The 13,919-nt window shown below is 71.2% G+C and carries 16 protein-coding genes; 7 read left to right on the top strand and 9 right to left on the bottom strand.

Features of this window, described 5'->3' with window-relative positions:
* Window positions 1–75: 75 nt before the first annotated feature.
* Together AOQ53_RS12990 and AOQ53_RS12995 are read left to right on the top strand one after the other, a co-directional pair.
* Complete coding sequence (locus tag AOQ53_RS12990; RefSeq protein WP_059417192.1) at window positions 76–1,410, top strand: ABC transporter ATP-binding protein; 1,335 nt, start codon at window positions 76–78, stop codon at window positions 1,408–1,410.
* A complete protein-coding gene (locus AOQ53_RS12995; protein ID WP_059417193.1) occupies window positions 1,407–2,276 on the top strand; it encodes an ABC transporter permease subunit in 870 nt (289 codons plus the stop codon). Before AOQ53_RS12990 ends, AOQ53_RS12995 begins: the two co-directional genes overlap by 4 nt.
* 18 nt (window positions 2,277–2,294) lie before the next feature.
* Here the strand turns inward: AOQ53_RS12995 and AOQ53_RS13000 are convergent, their stop codons facing one another.
* Entirely contained in the window at window positions 2,295–2,627 is a 333-nt protein-coding gene (locus tag AOQ53_RS13000) for a hypothetical protein (protein ID WP_059417194.1), read from the bottom strand.
* A 264-nt stretch (window positions 2,628–2,891) separates the two neighbouring features.
* Here AOQ53_RS13000 and AOQ53_RS13005 point away from each other — a divergent pair, with 264 nt between their 5' ends.
* Complete coding sequence (locus AOQ53_RS13005; protein ID WP_059417195.1) at window positions 2,892–3,920, top strand: LLM class flavin-dependent oxidoreductase; 1,029 nt, start codon at window positions 2,892–2,894, stop codon at window positions 3,918–3,920.
* An 83-nt stretch (window positions 3,921–4,003) separates the two neighbouring features.
* Here AOQ53_RS13005 and AOQ53_RS13010 read toward each other — a convergent pair whose 3' ends face one another.
* Window positions 4,004–4,396, bottom strand: coding sequence for an SCO5389 family protein (locus AOQ53_RS13010; RefSeq protein WP_059417196.1), 393 nt, complete (start codon window positions 4,394–4,396; stop codon window positions 4,004–4,006).
* A 256-nt stretch (window positions 4,397–4,652) separates the two neighbouring features.
* Between AOQ53_RS13010 and nucS the strand changes: the two genes are divergently transcribed.
* Window positions 4,653–5,324, top strand: a complete 672-nt coding sequence (gene nucS / locus AOQ53_RS13015; protein ID WP_059417197.1) for an endonuclease NucS — start codon at window positions 4,653–4,655, stop codon at window positions 5,322–5,324.
* 70 nt (window positions 5,325–5,394) lie between these two features.
* Here nucS and AOQ53_RS13020 read toward each other — a convergent pair whose 3' ends face one another.
* The 4 genes from AOQ53_RS13020 to AOQ53_RS13035 form a co-directional block, all read right to left on the bottom strand.
* Window positions 5,395–7,896, bottom strand: a complete 2,502-nt coding sequence (locus AOQ53_RS13020) for an AAA family ATPase (protein WP_059417198.1) — start codon at window positions 7,894–7,896, stop codon at window positions 5,395–5,397.
* Between the two features lie 268 nt (window positions 7,897–8,164).
* On the bottom strand, window positions 8,165–8,488 hold the full coding sequence (locus tag AOQ53_RS13025; RefSeq protein WP_003993003.1) for an STAS domain-containing protein: 324 nt from the start codon (window positions 8,486–8,488) through the stop codon (window positions 8,165–8,167).
* 149 nt (window positions 8,489–8,637) lie between these two features.
* The gene (locus AOQ53_RS13030; RefSeq protein ID WP_059417199.1) at window positions 8,638–9,486 is read right to left on the bottom strand and encodes a 3-hydroxyacyl-CoA dehydrogenase family protein; all 849 of its coding nucleotides are present in this window, start codon (window positions 9,484–9,486) and stop codon (window positions 8,638–8,640) included.
* A gap of 126 nt (window positions 9,487–9,612) precedes the next feature.
* The gene (locus AOQ53_RS13035) at window positions 9,613–10,254 is read right to left on the bottom strand and encodes a TetR/AcrR family transcriptional regulator (RefSeq protein WP_059417200.1); all 642 of its coding nucleotides are present in this window, start codon (window positions 10,252–10,254) and stop codon (window positions 9,613–9,615) included.
* Between the two features lie 79 nt (window positions 10,255–10,333).
* On the opposite strand from AOQ53_RS13035, the gene AOQ53_RS13040 reads away from it, so the two are divergent.
* Window positions 10,334–11,116 (top strand): ABC transporter ATP-binding protein, encoded by a 783-nt coding sequence (locus tag AOQ53_RS13040; RefSeq protein ID WP_059417201.1) that lies wholly within the window; start codon window positions 10,334–10,336, stop codon window positions 11,114–11,116.
* Between the two features lie 17 nt (window positions 11,117–11,133).
* Window positions 11,134–11,883, top strand: coding sequence for an ABC transporter permease (locus tag AOQ53_RS13045; RefSeq protein ID WP_059417202.1), 750 nt, complete (start codon window positions 11,134–11,136; stop codon window positions 11,881–11,883).
* On the opposite strand, the gene AOQ53_RS40875 is transcribed toward AOQ53_RS13045, so the two are convergent.
* Window positions 11,828–12,352, bottom strand: a complete 525-nt coding sequence (locus AOQ53_RS40875) for a zinc ribbon domain-containing protein (RefSeq protein ID WP_408055160.1) — start codon at window positions 12,350–12,352, stop codon at window positions 11,828–11,830. The two genes, AOQ53_RS13045 and AOQ53_RS40875, sit on opposite strands and share 56 nt — an antisense overlap.
* Before the next feature lie 115 nt (window positions 12,353–12,467).
* On the opposite strand from AOQ53_RS40875, the gene AOQ53_RS13050 reads away from it, so the two are divergent.
* Window positions 12,468–13,040 carry a cob(I)yrinic acid a,c-diamide adenosyltransferase gene (locus AOQ53_RS13050; RefSeq protein WP_059417203.1) on the top strand — a complete coding sequence of 191 codons (573 nt, stop codon included), beginning with the start codon at window positions 12,468–12,470 and terminating at the stop codon, window positions 13,038–13,040.
* A 15-nt stretch (window positions 13,041–13,055) separates the two neighbouring features.
* Here AOQ53_RS13050 and AOQ53_RS13055 read toward each other — a convergent pair whose 3' ends face one another.
* Window positions 13,056–13,244: a DUF5708 family protein gene (locus AOQ53_RS13055; protein WP_059417204.1), complete on the bottom strand. Its 189-nt coding sequence runs from the start codon at window positions 13,242–13,244 to the stop codon at window positions 13,056–13,058.
* Window positions 13,241–13,819 (bottom strand): hypothetical protein, encoded by a 579-nt coding sequence (locus AOQ53_RS13060; protein ID WP_059417205.1) that lies wholly within the window; start codon window positions 13,817–13,819, stop codon window positions 13,241–13,243. The genes AOQ53_RS13055 and AOQ53_RS13060 overlap by 4 nt, the downstream gene beginning before the upstream one ends.
* Window positions 13,820–13,919 lie beyond the last annotated feature (100 nt).

A 13,919-nucleotide genomic window follows, 5' to 3' on the forward strand; every position in this document is an offset into this window, starting at 1 on the left:
CAGCGCCTCGATATCCTCCTAACCCTTACGGGGGCGTGTGCCCCGCTGTCCTGAACCTTGCGATGGGTGCGGAGCATGATCGAAGCAGTCGGCCTGACCAAGCGCTACGGCGACAAGACCGCTGTGTACAACCTTTCCTTTCAGGTGCGGCCGGGAGCGGTCACCGGCTTCCTCGGGCCGAACGGCTCGGGCAAGTCGACGACGATGCGGATGATCCTCGGCCTGGACAACCCGACGGCCGGGCATGTGACGATCGGCGGCCACCCGTACCGCAAGCTGCCCAACGCCCCCCGCCAGGTCGGTGCCCTCCTGGACGCCAAGGCCGTGCACGGCGGCCGGGCCGCCCGCAACCATCTGCTGTGCCTGGCCCAGCTGTCCGGTATCCCGGCCAAGCGAGTGGACGAGGTGCTCGGGGTCGTCGGCCTCCAGGACGTGGCCAAGAAGCGCTCCAAGGGCTTCTCCCTCGGCATGGGGCAACGGCTCGGCATCGCCGCCGCGCTGCTGGGCGACCCGCAGGTGCTGCTGTTCGACGAGCCGGTCAACGGCCTCGACCCCGAGGGCATCCTCTGGGTGCGCAACCTGATGAAGGCGCTCGCGGCGGAGGGCCGTACGGTCTTCGTCTCCTCCCACCTGATGAGCGAGATGGCGCTCACCGCCGACCACCTCATCGTCATCGGACGCGGACAGCTGCTCGCCGACATGAGTGTCACGGCTTTCATCTCGGCCAACTCCGCGGACTTCGCGCGCGTGCGGACGCCCGACACCGAGCCGCAGCAGCGCGAGAAGCTGTCGGCCGCGCTCACCGAGTCGGGCGGGCACGTGCTGCCCGAGCAGGACGGCGCGCTGCGCGTGACCGGGCTGCCGCTCCCCCGCATCAGCGACATCGCGCACGACCACGACGTCCGGCTGTGGGAGCTGTCGCCGCACCAGGCCTCGCTGGAGGAGGCGTACATGCGGATGACGCAGGGCGCGGTCGACTACCGCTCGACCATCGACCAGAAGGAAGGGCTCCAGCAGCCGCTGCCGCCCGGGGCGCAGCCCCCGATGCCGGTGCCCGGACAGGGCCAGCCCGACTGGTACGCCCCGCCGCCGCCCCAGCAGGGCGGGCAGCCGTTCACGATGGCGCCGCAGGGCGCGCCGGGCCAGGCACCGGCGGGCCCGTACGGCGCACCGGGGGCCCCGGGAGCGCCCGGGACCGCTGCGATCACCCCTGTCGCCTCCGGCGCGGGAACGCCCAACCCCTACGCCCAGCCGGCAGGTCAGCCGCCGCAGACGCCCGCGCAGGGCGCACCGCAGGCGCCGCAGATGCCCGCGCAGCCGGCGGGCCAGGCACCTCAGGCCCCGGCCGTGCCCGCCGCGCCCGCGCCCGCCCCGACCTCCGACCTGACCAAGCCCGAGGACCCCCGATGAGCAGCCCCCAGCCCCAGATGCCGCCGGCCGCACCCACCTGGGAGGCGGCGCCCGGTTCTTCGTACCCCGGCTACACCTCGCCGATCCCGGTCGTGCGGACGCACCTCGGGCATGCCATCGCCTCCGAGTGGACGAAGATCAGATCGGTGCGCTCCACGATGTGGACGCTCGGCGTGTTCGTCCTGCTCGTCATCGGCATCGGCACGCTGACCGGCGTGGTGGTGGCGAACTCCGATCCGGCCCTGTCCGGCGAGAGCCCGCTCGGCCTGGGCTTCTTCGGGCTGCTGCTCGGCAGCATGTGCATCATCACGCTGGGCGTGCTGACCACGGCCTCGGAGTACGGCACGGGCATGGTCCGCACGACGATGGTCGCGTGCCCGAGCCGGGGCCGGGTGCTGGCGGCGAAGGGCATCGTGTTCTTCCTGGTCGCGTTCGTGGTGACGCTGGTGTCCGCGTCCCTCGTCGCGTTCCTGCACGTGGCGATGCTGGAGGGCCAGGGCGCCAAGGCCCCGTCCGGCGGGGAGTGGCTGAGGGGCACGGTCGGCATCGCGGCGTACATCGCGCTGCTGGGCCTGCTCTCGCTCGCCGTCGGCTCGATCATCCGGCACTCGGCCGGCGCCATCACCATCATGATCGGTACCGTGCTCGCCCCGCTGGTCATCGCGCTGTTCATGTTCTCGGAGTCGCTGCGGGACGTCCGCGACGCGCTGTTCGAGTACTCGATCCCGAACCAGCTGAGTGTCTTCTACTCCAACTCCCTGAGCCAGTCCGGCCCGTCCGGCTGGGACCCGCTGTGGATCATCCTCGGCGCGACGGCCGTCGCGTTCGCCGCCGCCTTCGCGCTGCTGGAGAAGCGGGACGTGTAGCCATCGGCCGTGAACGGCCTAGAACCTCGGCGCGTTTCGGGACCGCCGCACCCCGGGGGTGCGGCGGTCCCGCGCGTTCCAGCAGGCCTTGTGCCAGTGCCGGCGGTCGTCGACGCCCGTGTGCTCGGACCAGGCCACCACGTGCGGCACCCCGTCCGGGATCAGCTGGTCGCAGCCGGGGCAGCGGTACGCCTTGCCCTGCGCGCTCGCGCCGGCCACGTGCCGCACGCTCCAGTTCTCGCCCTGCCAGTTCTCCGAGGACTGCCAACCGCCGTAACGGCCGGGGCTGTCGGCCTCGGCGCTCCGGCCGGACGAAGCGGCGCCCTTGGCTCGGTTGCGACGCGGGGACACGGGACACCTCTCGGGGCTATACAGGACACGTGGCGTACCCAGCCTACGCGGCGCGGACGGGGGTACACGTACGCCATCCAATCGCCACAAGTCCCTCGCCGGGCAAGGCGCGCCCCCGCCGGGCCTCTCCCCGGGCTCCGCGCGGAACGCCCCCATTCTGCAGACAATCCGCAAAATACCCCTACCGGCCGTGTCCTCGGCACGTGTCAGACGGTTATGCCCTGTAGGGGAGCTCCGTGTCGGAGCCAAGGAAGCAGGAAAGCAATGCGCGTTGGAAGTTTCGTGTTGGCGGCCCAGTTCCCCGGTCAGGGCGAGGGAGAGGCGCTGCACCGCGCGGTCCGCTCGGCCGAGGCCGCCGAGGAGGCCGGGCTCGACACGGTCTGGCTGGCCGAGCACCACTTCGTGCCGTACGGCACGTGCCCGTCGGCCGTCACCCTGGCCGCTTTACTGCTCGGCCGCACCCGCCGTATCCGGGTCGGTACGGCGGTCAGCGTCCTGCCAACCACCCACCCCGTGGCCCTCGGCGAACAGGCGGCGCTGCTGCACCACACGAGCGACGGCCGTTTCACACTCGGTGTCGGGCGCGGCGGCCCGTGGGTCGACCTGGAGGTGTTCGGTGCGGGCCTGGACGCGTACGAGAAGGGCTTCCCGGAGTCCCTGGACGTCCTGGTGCGCTGGCTGCGGGACGCGTCCGTGGCGGCCGACGGAGAGCGCTTCCGCTTCCGTGAAGTCCCGGTGGTTCCCCGGCCGTCGGAGGCCCTGACCGAGGTCGAGGGGCCCGAGCTCGTCGTCGCCTGCACGTCGCCGGCGAGTGTGCGGCTGGCGGCCGAGCGCGGCCTTGCGATGCTGCTCGGGATGCACGTCGGGGACGAGGAGAAGGCCGAGATGGTCGCCCTGTGGCGGCAGCACGCGCGGGCGTGCGGCCGGCCGGCCGAGGAGATCCTGGGCGCGTCCCATGTGTCGGCGGGCGTCTGCCAGATCGCGGACCGGCGGGTCGACGCGGCGGAGACGCTGATCAAGGCGATGCCGGGCTGGCTGAAGCAGGGCCTGGAGGCGCATGTCACGGTCGACGGGCGCACGCGCCGGATGCGCGACCCGCTGGCGTACACCGAACTGCTCTGCGGGCTGCACCCGGTGGGCACACCACGGCTGTGCGCCGACCGGCTGGCGGCGACCAGCGAGCGGACCGGCATCTCCCGCTTCGCCCTGCTCGTCGAGGGCTCCGGGGACCTGGCGGCGACGGAGGAGAACGTACGGCGGCTGGGGGCCGAGGTGCTCCCCCAACTCGCCTGAAGGCACGGTGGGTTCCTGGGGCTTGCCGCTCCGGTACAAAACTGCACCTCCCGCGTACGGAGCGGCAAGCAAACGGCGCCGCGTCAGCAGTCCCGGAACTCGGGTGACTGGTTGAGCACCTGGCTGCGGACCGACGTGAAGCGGCCCAGCGTCTCGTCGACCGAGGAGTCAAGCGGGAACACCGCCACCCGGTGGCAGTTCTGGAAGGCCAGTCGCACACCGAAGTGCCGTTGCAGCGCGCCGCGTATCGCGTCACTCGCAAGCGCACGCAGCAACTGACCGCGTGCCTGCTCGTCCGGCGGAGGCGTCTGGTTGTCGGCGAACGCACCGCCGTCCACCTTCAGCTGGACCACCAGGGAGCTGATCATCTCCCACGCGTAGGGCAGGGAGGTCCGGACGCAGTCGACGAATTCCACTTCGTCGACCTCGCCTCGCTCGGCCTGTTCGAGTAGGGCCGGTGAGACGTCGAGCGACATGAGTTCTCCTCTCGCACCCCCGCCCGACGGGCAGGGGTTGCCGGACAGATAAGGAAGTTCGCGATACCGGACACGCTGCGTACACGCATCGCGACCTCCCGTTCATACCGTAAGCAACCGGCGGTGACGGCACCAGGAGAATGCGCAGATGAGGCACTCACAATGACCACACCCTGCACACAATCGGCCAATACCGAACACGCGTTTTCCAGGGCGAATCGCGTCGACAGGTGCCTGTCGAGTAGCGTTGCCGACCATGCGTCTCGTCATTGCCCGCTGCTCCGTGGACTACGCCGGGCGGCTCACCGCCCACCTCCCCTCGGCCCCGCGCCTGATCCTGGTGAAGGCGGACGGCAGCGTCTCGATCCACGCCGACGACCGGGCCTACAAGCCCCTGAACTGGATGTCGCCGCCCTGCACGCTGAAGGAGGGCACCGGCGAGGACGAGGGCGTCTGGACCGTCATCAACAAGGCGGGCGAGAAGCTCATCATCACGATGGAGGAAGTCCTCCACGACTCCTCGCACGAACTGGGCGTCGATCCCGGCCTGATCAAGGACGGCGTGGAAGCACACCTCCAGGAGCTGCTCGCCGACCGCATCGAGACACTCGGCGACGGCTACACCCTGATCCGCCGTGAGTACCCGACGGCCATCGGGCCGGTCGACATCCTGTGCCGGGACGCCGACGGCAAGACCGTCGCGGTGGAGATCAAGCGGCGCGGTGAGATCGACGGCGTGGAGCAGCTGACGCGCTATCTGGAGCTGCTGAACCGCGATCCCCATCTCGCCCCCGTCCGCGGCATCTTCGCCGCGCAGGAGATCAAGCCCCAGGCCCGCGTCCTCGCGACCGACCGCGGCATCGGCTGCCAGGTCCTCGACTACGACGCGCTGCGGGGCATCGAGGACGACAAGCTGCGGCTGTTCTGACACGCCGCACGTACACGACGAAAAGGGCCGGGTCCGAGGAACGGACCCGGCCCTGCTGCGTGTAGGGCTGTCAGATCACCGACTCCGAGCTGCTCGGCGTCCCTTCACCGCTCTGCGGCGCGCTCACGGTGGTGCTCGGCGCCGGGCCGCTGGCCGAGTCCGAGGTGGACGGCTGCGAGGTCGGAGGCTGGGACGTCGGCGGCTGAGAGGTCGGCGGCTGAGAGGTGGGCGGCTGGGAGGTCGGCGGCTTGGATGTCGTCGGCGGCCTCGACGTCGTGGGGGGCTTGGACGTCGTCGGCGGCCTCGACGTGGTCGGCGGCTTCGAGGTCGTGGGCGGCTTCGACGTCGACCCGGGGTCGCTGGGGTCCGGGGAACCGCTGGGATCGCCCGTCGGCGTCGGATCGTCCGAGGTGCCCGGCGTGCCGTCCGGGCCCGGGTCGGTCGGGCGGCTCGTCGCCGCGCCCGGGTCGCCGTCGCTGTCGCTGTCGTTCGCCGGCCGGTCGGCGCCCAGGCTGCCGTCGTTGATGCCCTGGCTGGCGGACGGGTTGACGCCGACCCGGTCGGACGGCGGGTTGTTCGGGTCGTTGTCGGAGGTGGCGCCGAGCGTCACCACCGTGCCGAGGACGGCGACGAGCAGGGCACCGGCGCCGGAGGCCACGAGGTTGCGCCGGGCCAGGCCCTTGAGGCCGCCCCGGGCCTTGGCGGAGGGAGCGGGCGAACTGTGGTGGGTGACCAGGGCCGGCGAAGGGGGCTGCTGGAGGGTCGGGAAGGCCGCCGGAACACCACCGGCCGGGGACTCCGACTCCTCGTACCGGGCGTCAGGGACCTCCTCACCCGCGGTCGGCCCGAGTCCGATCGGGGTGCCCGAGCGGTCGGCGACCAGGACGAGGGCACGGCGGCCGGCGACGGTGCCGCGCTTGTCGGAGAGGGCGCCGCGCAGGCCGATGGAGGCCTCCAGTTCGGCGCGCGCCCGGTCGAGCTGCCCGCCGCACAGGGCGAGGATGCCGAGCTCGTGGTGGAAGTACGCCTCTTCGGCGACGTCCCCGGCGAGCCGGGCGGCCTCGGCGCCGGTGCGCAGGACGCGTTCCCAGGCGCTCCAGTGCAGTCCGGCGGCGAACGCGGGTGCGGCGGTGCGCGCCAGGTGCACGGCCGGGCTCTCCTCGCCCTCGGCGGGCGGGCTGGTGAGCGGCCCGAGCACGGCCAGGGCGGCCAGGAGCGCGTCGGCTTCGGCGCACACGCGCTCCGGGGTTACCGAGGGGTGCCCCGCCCACCAGGAGTAGTGCTGGGCGGCGCTGCGGGCGCCGGCCTCGGCCTCGTCCGCGTATCCGGCGGCCTCCAGCTGGGTCAGGACACCGGCGGCGAGCCGGTAGCGGGAGCCGACCGGGGAGACCAGGCCGCAGGCGGCCAGTTCGCCGAGCGCGGCGTCCGCGTGGGTGTCGCCGACCAGGGCGGGCAGATGCGCCTGGTGCGGCACCTCGCCGCCGAGCGCGACGGCGAACCGCAGGGTGGCGCGCGCGGAGGCGCTCAGCCGGGAGGCGAGCAGCGGCGCGGGGGCGGCGGCCTCGCCGAGCGAGGGCAGCGGTACGTCGTCGCCGTCGGCGGCCTCGTACGCGTCGGCCGGGGGCGCGTCCTCGAAGACGCCGAACTCGTCGACGGCACTCGTTCCGGCGCGCAGCCGGTCGCGCTGCCGCAGCAGGGCACCGGCCTGGACGAAGCGCAGCGGCAGGCCCTCGGACTCGAACCAGAGGTCGCCCGCCCAGTTGGACTCCTCGTCGGTGAGGGGCCGGCCGACGGCGTGTTCCAGCAGGTCGAGCCCGGCCGCGCGCTCCAGGCCGCCGAGGAAGACCTCCTCGACGGCGGCGTCGGCGGAGGGCGCCGGCACGTCCGGGGTGGCGCCGAGCAGGAAGGCGCACTCGGGGGTCGCCTCCAGCAACTCGTCGAGCCCGGCGCCGCCGAACTCGAGGTCGTCGAGGACGACGACCGCGCCGATCTCACGGACGTAGCTGAGCAGTTCGTCCCGGTCCGGGCGGTGCAGGGGGGCGTTGTAGACCGCGTAGAAGAGGTCGTACAGCAGGTCGCTTGAGGTGCGGCCGAAGCCGTTCAGGCGGACGACGCCGTCGGGGGCGAGGTCGGAGCAGTCCTCGGAGACGAGGTCGAGGAGACGAGTGCGGCCGCAGCCGGCGGGGCCGGTGAGGCGGACCGAGCGGCCGCGGGCGAGCAGGCGCACCAGGCGCTCGCGTTCGTCCTGGCGGGCCAGCAGCGGCAGGCTGGGCTGCGCGGGGCCGGGCGGGACGGGGGGCCGGGCCGCGCGCTCGGCTTCAGCACGCTCTGCCGTCGTGAGCTTCACGGGCCGGGCGGGCCGTTCGGCGGGCGGGCAGGCTTCTATCTCGCTGCCGTCGACGGGGTTGACGGTCAGCAGGAAGTCGCCGGAGACCAGCTGCACGGTGCGGGCGAGCGCGGGCGCATGCTGGCTGAAGTCGGGTGTGAGGGATTCCCTGGGCGGGCGCTGGCGCGGCGACTGCTCGTCGCCGCTGTGGCCGTACTCCTCGGGTCCCCGGGTGTTCGGGTCCATAGGTCAAAGCCCCCCAAAAGCGTGTGTGTGCTCTGAAAAGCCCCTCCCGGCCTTGCTGCACACCGCGCTGTCGCTTCTGGTCCGGGCCCGCAGATAGGGTTTCAAGGCAGCGGGCAGCCGAACCCTAAACCTTCGCACAGTATCTACGACAGTCCGGGGTACCGCGCCGTCCGAGACGTCACGGTCTCGTGAGGATTGTGCACGTCGCACGATTCGACAACGTCCGTCCGGGTCTCCCCGGTCTCCCGGTTCACACCCGCACAGGTCGTCACACGCGAGGCAATGTCTCCACCCCGATGCCCCCCTCGATCGCCAGGATCCGGTGCAGACGGGTGGCCACCAGCAGGCGCTGCATCTGCGGCGGCACGCCGCGCAGGACCAGGCGCCGGCCGCAGCGGCCGGCCCGCCGGTGAGCCCCCATGATCACACCGAGTCCGGTGGCGTCCCAGGAGTCCAGTTCGGACAGGTCCAGCACCAGGTCGCCGACTCCGTCGTCGACGGCCGAGTGCAGGACCGTACGGGCGTCCGCCGCGCTCCGGACGTCGAGGCGGCCCCCGACGACCAGCTCGGCGTGGTCGCCCCTGATGTGCATATGCGCTCCCCGTGCGTGCGTCTCGTGCTCCGCGTTCTGATGCCGGTGATGCAACCTCTGACTGCGTGAGGGGGGCAGAGGTTGCTTCCTGTAAGCGAACCGATACCGAATTCACCCCGGGGGGTGATGGTCCCGGGGCATGTGCGGTTTCAGTGCTTGTAGAAGCCCTGCCCGCTCTTGCGTCCGATGTCACCGGCGTCAACCATCCGGCGCATCGACTCGGGCGGCGCGAACTTCTCGTCCTGGGACTCGGTGTAGATGTTGCTCGTGGCGTGCAGCAGGATGTCGACGCCCGTCAGGTCCGCCGTCGCCAGCGGGCCCATGGCGTGACCGAAGCCCAGCTTGCAGGCCAGGTCGATGTCCTCGGCGCTCGCCACGCCCGACTCCTGCAGCTTGGCGGCCTCGACGACCAGGGCGCAGATGAGACGGGTCGTCACGAAGCCGGCGACGTCACGGTTGACGACGATGCAGGTCTTGCCGACCGACTCGGCGAACTCCCGCGCCTTGGCGAGGGTTTCGTCGCTGGTCTTGTAGCCGCGGACCAGTTCGCACAGCTGCATCATCGGCACCGGCGAGAAGAAGTGCGTGCCGACGACCCGCTCGGGGCGCTCCGTCGCGGCCGCGATCTTGGTGATCGGGATGGCGGAGGTGTTGGAGGCGAGGATCGCCTCGTCCTTCACGAGCTTGTCGAGAGCACGGAAGATCTCGTGCTTGACCTCGAGCTTCTCGAACACGGCCTCGACGACGACGTCCGCGTCGGCCGCGGCCTCCAGGTCGGTGGTCGCGGTGATGCGGGCGAGGGCAGCGTCGGCGTCGTGCGCCTCCAGCTTGCCCTTGGCGACGAACTTGTCGTACGAGGCCTTGATGCCGTCGGTGCCCCGCTTCAGCGCCTCGTCGGTGACGTCGCGCAGGACCACGTCCCAGCCCGCCTGTGCGGAGACCTGGGCGATGCCGGATCCCATCAGGCCGGCTCCGATGACGGCGAGCTTCCGTGCCACTGTGCGACTCCCCTGACGCGCTGCTTATGTCTGCCTCTCGGGCGGACACTAGCGTTCGTGAGGGCCTGTGTGACCAGTAAGTAATGCGCGTCACGTCTCACATGACGGACATCACACCGGCAGGGGTCATCCCGCGCCCCGGACGGCATAGTTGAGCACCTTCTCGCTCAACAGCTCCTCGATGTCGTCGAGGAGGACGAGCACCTCCCGTGACACTTCGTCCGGGTTGCGCCCCTTGGCCATCTCGCGGCCGATCGCGACGAAGACGGTGCCGTGGACCCAGCAGATCTGACCGGCGATCAGCCTCGGCAGCGGGTCGGCGCCCCCGGCACCCGTATCCTCGCGGAGGGTCGCCTCCAGGTTGTCCTGGACCTCCTGCTGGATGCTCCACAGCCGGGAGCGCAGCGGCGGCGCCTCCTCGATGCAGCGCATGAAACGGTCGTAGCCCTCGACGAGGCCCATCCGGGGCGAGACGGCCTCGATCTCGGCGCGCAGTTCGCGCAGCACCGCCCGGGCGGCCGACTCCCCCGCGTCCCGGCCGCGCACCCAGCGGGAGAGCCGGTCGACGACCCCCTGGGAGCGGTCGAAGAAGAGGTCCTCCTTGGCCGGGAAGTAGTTGTAGACGGTGTTCACGGAGACGTCGGCCGCCTCCGCCACGTCCGCGATCGTCACGGTCACGAATCCGTGCTCCAGGAACAGCCCGGTGGCGATGTCCGAGATGCGCTGCCTGGTCTCGCGCTTCTTCCGCTCTCTGAGTCCCTCTGCCATGTCCGAATCCTAGCTTCCCTGGTGACTCCCAAAACTTGTGGCCATTGCAAAATTTAAGAGCCTCTGTTTTTCTGTGGGCATGGCAATCATCAGCACGTCCGCCCTGGCGCGTACCTTCCAGACCAAACGCGGCCCGGTCCAGGCCGTGCGCGGCATCGACCTGACCGTCCGCGAGGGCGAGATCCTCGGCTTCCTCGGCCCGAACGGGGCCGGCAAGACGACCACCCTGCGGATGCTGACGACCTTGCTGGAACCGACCGGCGGCGCCGCCACGGTGGCGGGCTGCGACCTGGCGACCGACCCGGCCGGGGTGCGGCGGGCCTGCGGCTACGTGGCGCAGTCCGGCGGGGTCGACCCGCAGATCAGCGTGCGGGAGGAGCTCGTCACCCAGGGGCGTCTGTACCGGCTGGCCAAGGCTCGGGCCGCCGAGCGCGCCGAGGAACTCGCCCGCGACCTGGACCTCACCGAGCTGCTCGACCGCAAGTGCGCGGCGCTCTCCGGCGGTCAGCGGCGGCGGCTGGACATCGCGATGGCGCTCACCCACCACCCGAAGGTGCTGTTCCTGGACGAGCCGACGACCGGACTCGACCCCGGCAGCCGCGCCGACCTGTGGGACCTGGTGCGGCGGCTGCGCGACGAGCACGGCACGACGGTCTTCCTCACCACGCACTACCTGGACGAGGCCGACGCCCTCTCCGACCGGCTGGTCGTCGTCGACCACGGCGTGGTCGTCGCCGAGGGCACCCCCAGCGCGCTGAAGCTCCGGTACGGCGGCTCGCTCGACGCTTCGCTCCAGGACACCTTCCTCGCCATCACCGGCCGCAGTGCCGCGCCGGCCGACCAGACTCCCGTAGCCGTCTAGGACGCAGAGGACTCCCGATGCTGTTGCACGACACCGCGCTCGTCTACGGGCGTTATCTCCGTCAGTCCCTGCGCTCCCGCTTCGCGCTGCTCTTCGGCGTGCTGATGCCGCTGCTGTACCTGCTGTTCTTCGGCCCCCTGCTGACGGATCTGCCGCTCGGCGGGCGGGGCAGCTCCTGGCAGGTGCTCGTCCCCGGCCTGCTGCTGCAACTCGGCTTGTTCGGGGCGTCGTTCGCGGGCTTCGCGATCATCCTCGAGAAGGGCCAGGGGGTGGTCGAGCGCATGCGCGTCACCCCCGTCAGCCGACTGGCCCTGCTGCTCGGCCGGGTGCTGCGGGACGCCACGGTGTTCGTCTTCCAGGCCGTGCTGCTGGTGCTGGCGGCGGTGGCGATGGGCCTGCGGGCCCCGCTGCCCGGCGTCATGATCGGGTTCGCCTTCGTCGCCCTGCTCTCGCTCTCGCTGGCCTCACTGTCGTACGCGCTGGCCATGAAGCTGAGCACCCCGCAGAGCTTCGGCCCGGCGATCAACGCGCTCACCATGCCGTCCATGCTCCTGTCGGGCCTGATGCTGCCGATGACCCTGGGACCGGACTGGCTGGACGTCCTCTCCCACCTCATACCGTTCCGCTATCTGGTCGACGCCGTCCGGGACGCCTACGTCGGCTCCTACGCCACGGCACACATGCTGTACGGCGTCCTGGTGGCCGTCGGCTTCACGGTCCTGTCCGTGACAGTGGGCACACGCGTGTTCCGAACCGCCGGAGCTTGACGCTCCCTGGCCTGAAGTCCAGGGATTCCGGCCTGGGTGGCTGACCCTTCCGGGGGCTTCCTGCTTCACCGCGCTGTGCGGGCACCTGCGCCCGTCTTACCGGCGCTCCACAGGCATTGAGCGTCTCCGCCCGTCCGGCGGCGACGATACGGCGTCCTTCGACGAGGACGTTGCGGGCGGCGTTGTGGTCGCGGTCGTGCACGGTGCCGCATGCGCCACACGTCCATTCCCGGACGTGCAGGGGCTTGGGGCCGTCCCGGAATCCGCAGACCGAGCAGACCTGGGAGGACGGGAAGGAGCGGTCCACCTCGGCGAAGGTGCGGCCGCGCCTGATCGCTTGTACTCCGGCATGCCGACGAACGCGGACCATCCCGCGTCGTGCACGGATTCGGCGAGCCGGGTGCGGCCGAGGCCGGACACCGAGCGTCTCCGCCCGCCGGATCAGCCAGGAGTTCCCGGCCGGATGCATCGAGCAGCGAAACGTCCCCTCCAAGGTGCACGTCAGAGCAGTCGTGAGATGCGTTTCATCCCCGGCGCGAACGCCGGGGCTTTCACGCAAGATCGCCGGTAACTACGCTGGCCACATGGTCAATCTGACGCGCATCTACACCAGGACCGGCGACCAGGGCACCACCGCCCTCGGTGACATGAGCCGGGTCGCCAAGACCGACCTGCGGATCGCCGCGTACGCCGACGCCAACGAGGCGAACGCGGTGATCGGCACGGCGATCGCGCTGGGCGGCCTGGACGAGGAGGTCGTCAAGGTCCTCACCCGCGTGCAGAACGACCTGTTCGACGTGGGCGCGGACCTGTCGACACCCGTGGTCGAGAATCCGGAGTTCCCGCCCCTGCGGGTCGAGCAGTCGTACGTCGACAAGCTGGAGGCGGACTGCGACCACTTCCTGGAGGGCCTGGAGAAGCTCCGCTCCTTCATCCTCCCCGGCGGCACCCCCGGCGCGGCGCTGCTCCACCAGGCCTGCACGGTCGTACGCCGGGCGGAGCGCTCGACGTGGGCGGCCCTGGAGGCCCACGGCGAGGTCATGAACCCGCTGACGGCCACCTACCTCAACCGCCTCTCCGACCTCCTGTTCATCCTTGCGAGGACGGCGAACAAGGAGGTCGGGGACGTGCTGTGGGTGCCGGGCGGGGAGCGCTGACCCTGGGGGCCGCGCTCAGGCCCTACGCCGCGCCCCCTGCCACAGCCCGGCGGCGACCAGCACGCCGCCGACGCACATCATCACGATGCCGACCTTCGTGAGGGTGACGACGGGGAACTCCACGTCGCCGGTGAACAGCCACAGCCCCAGGCCGATCACGAAGGTGACGGCACCTTCCACCAGGTTTCCGCGCGCCTTGCTCATCGCTGCACCCTCTCCTTCTCCAGCGTCATCTCGGACTCCCCCGCGGGAGCCTTCCGCGGCCAGATCCAGTAGCTCAGGGCGACCAGGCCGTGGATGCCGGCCGCGCGCCAGGCCACGTAGCGCCAGCTCTCCAGGGAGGTGACGCGGCTCGGGTCGTCGACGTACCAGATGGCGAGCTGGAGCAGCACGGTCGCGACGGCCGCGCCCACCAGCGTGCCCGTCCAGACCTTGGCCTCGTGACGGGCCCGGGCCATGCCGTAGAGCGGGGGCCGCTGTGGCGGCGGGGCGCCGCCGAAACGGTGGGCCGCGTGGCCGTCGAGCCATTTCACGGTGCGGTGACCGTGCCCCACGGTGTAGCCGATGTACAGCGCGGCCAGCCCGTGCGTCCAGTTCGGCTCTGCGCCGTTCTTCAGGTCCAGCGCGGTGGCGACCAGCAGGACGACCTCCAGCAGCGGCTCGCACAGCAGCAGCGCCAGCCCCGTACGCGGCATGCGCAGCAGGTAGCGGAAGGCCAGCCCGGCAGCCAGCAGCACCCAGAAGCCGATCTCACAGGCGGCGATCAAGGCGACGATCACGGTTCGCTCCTCTCGGTCACCCCTTCAGGCTCCCGTGCCCAGCGGCCGGAATCGTCGTCACGGCTGACGAACCCGCGGTACATCGAAAGATGCAGCAGGG

Source organism: Streptomyces azureus (assembly GCF_001270025.1).
Lineage (GTDB): Bacteria > Actinomycetota > Actinomycetes > Streptomycetales > Streptomycetaceae > Streptomyces > Streptomyces azureus.

What these genes read in the sequence shown, in the direction of transcription:
- AOQ53_RS12990 (WP_059417192.1), top strand. Translation starts at nt 76, where the DNA reads ATGATCGAAGCAGTCGGCCTGACCAAGCGCTACGGCGACAAGACCGCT.
- nucS (WP_059417197.1), top strand. Translation starts at nt 4,653, where the DNA reads ATGCGTCTCGTCATTGCCCGCTGCTCCGTGGACTACGCCGGGCGGCTC.
- AOQ53_RS13055 (WP_059417204.1), bottom strand. Translation starts at nt 13,244, where the DNA reads ATGAGCAAGGCGCGCGGAAACCTGGTGGAAGGTGCCGTCACCTTCGTG.
- AOQ53_RS12995 (WP_059417193.1), top strand. Translation starts at nt 1,407, where the DNA reads ATGAGCAGCCCCCAGCCCCAGATGCCGCCGGCCGCACCCACCTGGGAG.
- AOQ53_RS13020 (WP_059417198.1), bottom strand. Translation starts at nt 7,896, where the DNA reads ATGGACCCGAACACCCGGGGACCCGAGGAGTACGGCCACAGCGGCGAC.
- AOQ53_RS13035 (WP_059417200.1), bottom strand. Translation starts at nt 10,254, where the DNA reads ATGGCAGAGGGACTCAGAGAGCGGAAGAAGCGCGAGACCAGGCAGCGC.
- AOQ53_RS13050 (WP_059417203.1), top strand. Translation starts at nt 12,468, where the DNA reads ATGGTCAATCTGACGCGCATCTACACCAGGACCGGCGACCAGGGCACC.
- AOQ53_RS40875 (WP_408055160.1), bottom strand. Translation starts at nt 12,352, where the DNA reads ATGCATCCGGCCGGGAACTCCTGGCTGATCCGGCGGGCGGAGACGCTC.
- AOQ53_RS13010 (WP_059417196.1), bottom strand. Translation starts at nt 4,396, where the DNA reads ATGTCGCTCGACGTCTCACCGGCCCTACTCGAACAGGCCGAGCGAGGC.
- AOQ53_RS13025 (WP_003993003.1), bottom strand. Translation starts at nt 8,488, where the DNA reads ATGCACATCAGGGGCGACCACGCCGAGCTGGTCGTCGGGGGCCGCCTC.
- AOQ53_RS13045 (WP_059417202.1), top strand. Translation starts at nt 11,134, where the DNA reads ATGCTGTTGCACGACACCGCGCTCGTCTACGGGCGTTATCTCCGTCAG.
- AOQ53_RS13005 (WP_059417195.1), top strand. Translation starts at nt 2,892, where the DNA reads ATGCGCGTTGGAAGTTTCGTGTTGGCGGCCCAGTTCCCCGGTCAGGGC.
- AOQ53_RS13040 (WP_059417201.1), top strand. Translation starts at nt 10,334, where the DNA reads ATGGCAATCATCAGCACGTCCGCCCTGGCGCGTACCTTCCAGACCAAA.